6 protein-coding genes are annotated in these 6,770 nt (G+C 69.7%); 3 read left to right on the top strand and 3 right to left on the bottom strand.

Annotated features, from left to right (window positions below):
• From EIO58_RS10460 to EIO58_RS10450, 3 genes are all read right to left on the bottom strand, one after another.
• On the bottom strand, positions 1–261 hold a 261-nt coding region (locus tag EIO58_RS10460; protein ID WP_342447973.1), incomplete at its 3' end, for a biotin/lipoyl-containing protein.
• A 61-nt stretch (positions 262–322) separates the two neighbouring features.
• Positions 323–1,696, bottom strand: a complete 1,374-nt coding sequence (gene lpdA, locus EIO58_RS10455; protein WP_127819493.1) for a dihydrolipoyl dehydrogenase — start codon at positions 1,694–1,696, stop codon at positions 323–325.
• Positions 1,693–3,168 (bottom strand): leucyl aminopeptidase, encoded by a 1,476-nt coding sequence (locus EIO58_RS10450; protein WP_127819492.1) that lies wholly within the window; start codon positions 3,166–3,168, stop codon positions 1,693–1,695. Before EIO58_RS10450 ends, lpdA begins: the two co-directional genes overlap by 4 nt.
• Positions 3,169–3,252: 84 nt before the next feature.
• On the opposite strand from EIO58_RS10450, the gene EIO58_RS10445 reads away from it, so the two are divergent.
• The 3 genes from EIO58_RS10445 to EIO58_RS10435 all read left to right on the top strand — a co-directional run.
• Positions 3,253–4,173, top strand: coding sequence for a PAC2 family protein (locus tag EIO58_RS10445; protein WP_127819491.1), 921 nt, complete (start codon positions 3,253–3,255; stop codon positions 4,171–4,173).
• Positions 4,174–4,414: 241 nt separating this feature from the next.
• On the top strand, positions 4,415–5,776 hold the full coding sequence (locus tag EIO58_RS10440; RefSeq protein WP_127819490.1) for an RNA polymerase sigma factor: 1,362 nt from the start codon (positions 4,415–4,417) through the stop codon (positions 5,774–5,776).
• Positions 5,773–6,770 (top strand): Mur ligase family protein (locus EIO58_RS10435; protein ID WP_127819489.1); only part of this gene is annotated, 998 nt, incomplete at its 3' end. The genes EIO58_RS10440 and EIO58_RS10435, both read left to right, overlap by 4 nt.

Genomic DNA, 6,770 nt, shown 5'->3' with positions numbered 1-6,770 from the left:
CGCAGGCGTCTCGGCAGCGCCGCTGCCGTCGCCGATCTTCGCGAGCACCGCGCCGACCTCGACCGTCTCGTCTTCCTGGACCAGGATCTCCTCGATCACGCCGCTGATCGGCGATGGGATCTCCGTGTCCACCTTGTCCGTGGAGATCTCGAGCAGGCCCTCGTCCGCCTGGACCGTGTCGCCGACCTTCTTGAGCCAGCGGGTGACCGTTCCCTCTGTGACGCTCTCACCGAGAGCAGGGAGGACCACGGAAGTGCTCATGACGATGTCTCCTTCGGAATGGATATCGGATCTAGCTTAGTGATCGCGGGCTACCCGAGCGTCAGAGCGCGTGCAGCGGTTTGCCCGCGAGCGCGAGGAACGCCTCGCCGAGCGCTTCGCTCTGGGTGGGGTGGGCATGGATGAACGGCGCGATATCTTCGGGGTGCGCCTCCCAGCCGACGGCGAGCTGGCCCTCGGTGATGAGCTCGCCGACGCGATCGCCGATGAGATGGACGCCGAGCACCGCGCCAGCCTTCGCCCGCACGACCTTCACGAGGCCGCCGGTGCCGATGATCTCGCTCTTGCCGTTGCCCGCGAGGTTGTACTCGTACGCGACCACGCCGTCGGCGCCGTGCGCCTCGGACGCCTGCGCTTCGGTGAGACCCACCGACGCGACTTCGGGGTGGCTGTAGGTGACCTTGGGAATCTGCGCATCGGGGATCAGGACGGGGTCGAGGCCCGCGATCTCCTCGGCGACGAAGATGCCCTGCTGGAATCCGCGGTGGGCGAGCTGGAGCCCCGGCACGATGTCGCCGACCGCCCACACATGGTCCACTCCGGTGCGGAGGCGTTCGTCGGTGATGACGAATCCGCGGTCGATCGTGACCCCCGTCTCCTCGTAGCCGAGGCCCCCCGTCATCGGGCCGCGCCCGACCGCGACGAGGAGGTGGTCGGCCTCGAAGGTCGTGCCGTCCTCGAGGGTCACCGTCACGGCGTCGGCGGTCTGCGTCGCGCTCTGGAAGCGGACTCCGAGAGAGTACTGGATGCCGCGGCGCCGGAAGGCCCGCTCGAGCGCCTTGCTGAGGGCGATGTCCTCATTGGGCACGAGGTGGTCGAGAGCCTCGACGATCGTGACCTCGGCGCCGAAGGAGCGCCAGACGCTGGCGAACTCGACCCCGATGACCCCGCCACCCAAGATGACGACGCGCCCGGGGATCTCGTCGAGCTCGAGCGCATGCTCGCTCGTGAGGATGCGACCGCCGATCTCGAGTCCGGGGAGCGTGCGGCTGTAGGAGCCCGTCGCGAGGATCACGTCGGTGCCGCGATACAGGTCGTCGCCGACGCGCACGGCGGGCCCGGACTCCAGACGCCCCTCACCGTGCACCACGGTGATCCCGCGGGCCTTCACGAGTCCCTCGAGGCCTTTGTACTTCTTGGCGACGATGCCCTCGCGATAGGCGCGCACGCCCCCGGGGTCGATGCCCTCGAAGGAGGCGCGGATGCCGATGGCCGAGGCATCCCGTGCCGTGTCGGCCACCTCGGCCGCGTGCAGCAGCGCTTTCGTCGGGATGCAGCCGCGGTGCAGGCACGTGCCGCCGATCTTGTCTTTCTCCACGAGGGCGACGGATCTGCCGAGCTCCGCGGCGCGGAGTGCTGCGGCGTACCCGCCGCTGCCGCCGCCCAGGACGACGAGGTCGAAGGTGTGATCGGTCATCGTGACTCCTCTGCCATGACGAAGCGGACAAGGCTGCGCACCGTCGCGGCGGTCGGGCCCTTGTCGGTGTAGCCGAATGCGCTCTTGGTGTTGCCGGCCCCCGCGATGTCGAGGTGCACCCAGGGGATGCGCGGCGCGTCAGCGCCGTCACCGGTGCGGCCCACGAAGTGGCGCAGGAACAGCCCGGCGAAGAGCGATCCGCCCGCCGGGTCGCCGATCTTGGCGTTCTGCAGATCGGCGATGGGGGAGTCGAGCTCCTCGACCATGTGGTCGGGCAGGGGCAGCCGCCACGCGAGCTCGCCGGCCTCCTCGGCCGCGGCGAGATAGGCCGCGGTCGCTTCGTCGTCGCCCATCACGCCGACATGGCGCGTGCCGAGGGCGATCGTGATCGCGCCCGTGAGCGTCGCGACGTCGACGATCACGTCGGGGTGGTCGCGGCTGGCTGCAGCGAGGCCGTCGGCGAGCACGAGGCGCCCCTCGGCGTCGGTGTTGAGAACCTCGACGGTCGAGCCGTCGAGCATGCGCAGCACGTCGCCCGGTCGTGTGGCGCGTCCTGACGGCATGTTGTCGGCGATGCACAGCCATGCCGTGATCTTGACGGGCGCCCCGATGGACGCCGCTGCCCGCAGCACGCCGAGCGCCGTCGCGGCGCCGGCCATGTCGTACTTCATCCCGACCATGGACGCCGCGGGCTTGAGCGAGAGGCCTCCGGTGTCGAAGGTGACGCCCTTGCCCACGAGTGCGACGTGCCGGGACGCATCCGTCGGCGCGTACTCGAGGCGCACGAGGCGGGGCGGGCGGTCCGAGCCCTGACCGACGCCGAGGATCCCGCCGTAGCCCTGCTCCGCCAGCGCGGCCTCGTCGAGGATCTCCACCGTCACCGGCAGCTCCGCGACCGCGTCGACGGCGCGCTCGGCGAAGTCGGCCGGTCCGAGCCATTCCGCCGGAGTCGAGACGAGGTCCTTGACGAGGGCGACGGCGACGGCCGTCTCGCTGATCGCGCGCAGGGCGTCGTCGTCGGGATCGGCCGTTCCGTGCACGATCACGCGCGAGGCGCGAGGTGTGGGTGCCTCGGTCTTGTAGCCGTCGAACCGGTACCCGCCGAGCGCGGCACCCTCCGCGACCGCCGTCCAATCCGAGGGGTCGGCGTACGGGGCCGCCACCGCGACCGTCTCGAATCCGGTGAGGTTGCGTACCGCCGCTCCGACCGCGTCGCGCAGCGCCGAGGCATCCGGCGTCGCTCCCGTGCCGACGACGGCGAGCGGAAGCGTCGTGGTCTCGGGCGCGTGCACCCGCACGAGCGAGCCGGTCCCGCCGCTGAAGCCCACGGCGAGGAGGGCGTCGCGAAGCCCCGGCCACTCGGCGAGATCGGGGGAGTCGTCGGCCTCGAGCGGGGGAAGCGCCAGCAGGATCGCGTCTGCGTCGGACTCTCGGACAGGAGTGGTGCGGTACGCGAGGTCGGGAAGCGACATGGTCTCCATCCTAGGGACGCGGGTGTTCGCTCTGAGCGCGATGGCCGCGACCCGGCGCGTCCGCGCGGCTCGTAGCATTGAGCCATGCCCTTTCCCGGCCCGCTGTACGAGCGTGCGGCCTCCGCACCGCCGGTTCCACGCGGACTGCCGCTCGTGATCGCCCTCACCGGGTTCACCGACGCAGGCAGCGCGGTGAGCCGTCTGATCGAGTACTTTCGTGATGAGCTGTCGACGTCGCCGCTCGCGGTGTACTCGAACGACTCCCTGCTGGACTACCGCGCCCGCCGGCCGATCGTCTCGTTCGAGAAGGATCACCTGACGGACTACCGTCCGCAGCGGCTCGAGCTCGCGTTCGCGCACGACTCACTCGGCCAGCCGTTCCTGCTCCTTGCGGGATACGAACCGGATTTCGGTTGGGACGCGTTCGCGGCATCCGTCGTCGACTTCACCGAGACCTACGGCGTGTCGACGGTGACCTGGGTCCACGCCATCCCCATGCCCGTGCCGCACACACGCCCCATCGGCACCACGGTGAGCGGAACCCGCTCGGAGCTCACCGAAGCGCACTCGGTGTGGCAGCCTCACACCCAGGTGCCGGCGACGGCCGGTCACCTGCTCGAGTACCGACTGGCCGAAGCGGGCGCCCGGATCGCGGGCTTCGTCCTGCTGGTGCCGCACTACCTCGGCGACACGGAGTATCCGGCGGCCGCCCTCGCCGCCCTCGACAGTCTCACCGCCGCGACCGGCCTGGTGTTCGCCGGCGATGAGCTGCGCGAAGAGAATCGCGTCTACCTCGACAAGGTGACGGAGCAAATCGAGGGCAGTGACGAGCTCGCCCGCATGGTGCAGGGGCTGGAAGAGCGGTACGACGCCTATATGGCGGGTTCCACGCTCGCCACGCCGATGATCCACACCGGAGATCTGCCGAGCGCCGACGAGCTGGCCGCCGAGCTGGAGCGCTTCCTGGCGTCGCGTCCGGGCGATGACGACAAGCGCGGCGCCTGAACGGATTCGTCAGCGACGGAATGCCGAGCCGACCTGGTGCGTTCTGCTTGTGTACGGGGGCGCGTCGACCGTGATGGGGCGATGCTGGCGGCGTGCGGCAAGTATGAGATACTGGATGCTCTGACCCGTTGTCAACCGTCCTCGTGGGGTTTCTCTGCGAGACGTGGACTTGACAAGGGTCTTACTAGTGTCCGAAACCGACCGGAGCGTGCACGGCACGTCGACCGGTGAAAGGCGAAACGTGACTCCAGGCACGAAGACCAAGGCCAGTACGGCCGCGAAGGACACCGAGAAGGACGAGGCGACGGCCACGCCCGCAGCGAAGAAGGCCGCGCCGAAGGCGCAGACCTCGAAGACCAAGTCGACTGCGAAGGCGAAGGCCGCGCCGAAGACGGCGTCCACGCGCGGTGCGAAGGCTGACGATGAGTTCGAGGACGACGTCGAGGAGCTCGACGACGACGTCGTGCTCGTTGCCGACGACGTCGAGGCGACCGCCGCGGACGACGCCGAGCCGACTTCGGTCAAGGCCGACGGCAAGGCCGCGGCCGACGACGCCGGCTCATCCGACGACGACGAAGAAGAAGAGAGCACCAAACCGGCGTTCACCGAGCCGCTGCCCACGGGCGCGATCGTGATCTCGTCGAACGACGAGGACGACATCCCCGTCTACTCCACGCAGATCACCGGCGCGACGGCCGACCCGGTCAAGGACTACCTGAAGCAGATCGGAAAGGTCCCGCTGCTGAACGCGGCCGAAGAGGTCGAGCTCGCGATGCGCATCGAGGCCGGTCTGTTCGCCGAAGAGAAGCTGTCGCACATGTCGGCGGCCGAGAAGTCGTCGCAGCTGGGGCTCGACCTGCAGTGGGTCGCGCGCGACGGCCAGCGCGCGAAGAGCCACCTGCTCGGGGCGAACCTGCGTCTGGTCGTATCGCTCGCCAAGCGCTACACCGGCCGCGGCATGCAGTTCCTGGATCTCATCCAAGAGGGCAACCTCGGTCTCATCCGCGCGGTCGAGAAGTTCGACTACACCAAGGGCTTCAAGTTCTCGACCTACGCGACGTGGTGGATCCGCCAGGCGATCACGCGAGCGATGGCCGACCAGGCACGCACCATCCGCATCCCGGTGCACATGGTCGAGGTCATCAACAAGCTTGCGCGCGTCCAGCGCCAGATGCTGCAGGACCTCGGCCGCGAACCCACGCCGGAGGAGCTCAGCCGCGAGCTCGACATGACCCCTGAGAAGGTCATCGAGGTGCAGAAGTACGGGCGTGAGCCCATCTCGCTGCACACGCCGCTCGGCGAGGACGGCGACAGCGAGTTCGGCGACCTCATCGAGGACACCGAGGCCGTCGTCCCGGCGGACGCCGTCGGGTTCACGATGCTGCAGCGTCAGCTCGAGTCGCTCCTCGACTCGCTCTCGGAGCGCGAGGCGGGCGTGATCCGCATGCGCTTCGGGCTGGGCGACGGCCAGCCCAAGACGCTCGACCAGATCGGCGACACGTTCGGCGTCACGCGAGAGCGGATCCGCCAGATCGAGTCCAAGACGATGGCCAAGCTCCGGCATCCGTCCCGGTCGCAGTCCCTCCGGGACTACCTGGAGTGAGCGAGGCGGACGCCCCGGCTCCGCGCAAGCCGGGTCTGCGGTACGTCGTGCCCGTGCTCGCCGGCAAGCTCGCGCGGTTCGCGACGCGCCTGCGAGGCGGCGGATCAGCGTTCCCGGGGTACCTGACCAATCGGCTGGCGCCGACGCTCCTGCCGACCCTCGCCGACCAGTTCGGCCATGGCGTCGTGTTCGTGCTCGGCTCGAACGGCAAGACGACGACCACGCACATGATCAGCGAGGTGCTGCGTGCGCACGGGCTGAACGTGTTCACGAACCCGACAGGGGCGAACCTGCCGCAGGGGGTCACGAGCGCGATGCTCGCCGACGCCACCCTCACGGGCCGCGTGCGCGCGGACGTCGCCGTGCTCGAGGTCGACGAAGGCTTCGCCGCCGACCTGGCCGGCCGGCTGTCGCCGTCGGTCATCGTCTCGCTGAACGTGCAGGTGGACCAGCTCTACCGGTTCTTCGAGACTGAGCGCGTGGCCGACATGATGCTGGATGCCTCGGCCCGCGCGTCCGGACACGTCATCGTCAACCGCGACGACCCGTATCTGTCGAAGATCGACGAGGGCGCGATGCGGGCTCCGGTGTCGTACTTCGGCGTCGCCCCCGAGCTCGTCGCAGCCTCCGCGCACGGCCTGGCCAACGCCGCAGATCTCCGCAGCGGCGAGTTCGGCGCCACGCCCCACGACGCCCTTGCCGAGGTGACCGCGGTCCACGGCCGTGACGTCGGTGTGACGGTCGACGGCGCGCGGTTCGACATCCGGATCCCGGCACGTGGCATGCATTACGCAGCTGACGCCGCGGCGGCTCTGGCGGTCGCCGCGCGCACGCTCGGCGACGACTTCCGGCCCGCGGACGCCGCCGCCGGATTCGCTCGCATGGCACCGGCCTACGGCCGCGGCGAGGTCGTCCCCCTGCGCAGCGATCCGGCCGGCGAGCAGGTCGAGTTCGTGATGTTCAAGAACGGACCGAGCCTCCAGATGAACCTCGA

Origin of the sequence: Microbacterium sp. CPCC 204701 (genome assembly GCF_004010105.1) — a bacterium.
In the GTDB taxonomy this organism is placed as follows: Bacteria; Actinomycetota; Actinomycetes; order Actinomycetales; family Microbacteriaceae; genus Microbacterium.
The sequence above is the reverse complement of the archived record's forward strand: the minus strand, read 5'-3'. Positions and strand labels throughout refer to the sequence as shown.

What these genes read in the sequence shown, in the direction of transcription:
- lpdA (WP_127819493.1), bottom strand. Translation starts at nt 1,696, where the DNA reads ATGACCGATCACACCTTCGACCTCGTCGTCCTGGGCGGCGGCAGCGGC.
- EIO58_RS10445 (WP_127819491.1), top strand. Translation starts at nt 3,253, where the DNA reads ATGCCCTTTCCCGGCCCGCTGTACGAGCGTGCGGCCTCCGCACCGCCG.
- EIO58_RS10450 (WP_127819492.1), bottom strand. Translation starts at nt 3,168, where the DNA reads ATGTCGCTTCCCGACCTCGCGTACCGCACCACTCCTGTCCGAGAGTCC.